General features: G+C 66.9%; 1 protein-coding gene. It reads right to left on the reverse strand.

Annotated features, from left to right (window positions below):
• A partial coding sequence (locus tag V5O46_RS31570; protein ID WP_332888165.1) for an IS256 family transposase occupies positions 1-941 on the reverse strand: 941 nt, incomplete at its 3' end.
• Positions 942-989: the final 48 nt, after the last annotated feature.

Below are 989 nucleotides of genomic sequence, written 5' to 3' on the forward strand. Positions count from 1 at the left end.
CGCTCCAGGGCGGCCTCCTCGGTCGGCGCGGTGTAGACGGGCCTGAGCGCCTTCGTGATCTTCTCCCAGTCCTGCCGAGCCGCGTAACGAAAGCTGTTCCGCAGCAGGTGAACGACACAGGTCTGGACGATCGTCGCAGGCCAGACCGTATTCACGGCGTCCGGGAGCCCGGTCAGACCGTCGCAGACCAGCATCAGGACATCGGCCGCGCCGCGGTTCTTGATCTCGGTCAGGACCTGGAGCCAGTACTTCGCGCCCTCCCCGCCGTCGCCGATCCACAGACCCAGGATGTCCCGGTGCCCCTCGGCGGTCACCGCCACCGCCATATAGACAGGCCGGTTGGCGACCTGACCGTCCCTGACCTTCACATTCACACAATCGATGAAGACGACTGGACAGACGCTGTCCAGCGGACGGTTCTGCCATTCCGTCATGCCGGCCATCACGCTGTCGGTGATCGTGGAGATCGTGGACTTGGAGATCTCCGCGCCGTACACCTCAGCGAGATGTGCGGAGATCTCCCCGTGCGTCAGCCCCTTCGCCGACAGCGACAGGACCATCTCGTCCACCCCGCCCAGACGCCGCTGACGCTTCTTGACCAGCTGCGGCTCGAACGATCCGGCCCTGTCCCGCGGCACCGCGATCTCGACCGGCCCCGACTCGGTGATCACCGTCTTGGACCGGTGCCCGTTGCGGTAGTTGTCCCGGCCGCCCTCGGCCCGCTCACCGGGCTCGTGCCCCAGATGATCGGTGAGCTCGCCCTCCAGCGCGGACTCCAGCACCCGCTTGGTCAACTGCTGCAGGAGGCCGCCCTCACCGGTGAGCTTCACCCCGCCGGCCTGAGCCCGGGCAACCAACTCGGCGACCAGCCCGTCATCCACGGCGGCCGTCCCACTCACAGCGGCCTTCCCGCCCTCGGTGTCACTCGTCACGTCAGTCATCAACTGTCGCTTCCAGCTCGGGAGTTACACCACTCACCGTACAGACCC

Source organism: Streptomyces poriticola (assembly GCF_036689765.1).
Classification (GTDB): domain Bacteria; phylum Actinomycetota; class Actinomycetes; order Streptomycetales; family Streptomycetaceae; genus Streptomyces; species Streptomyces poriticola.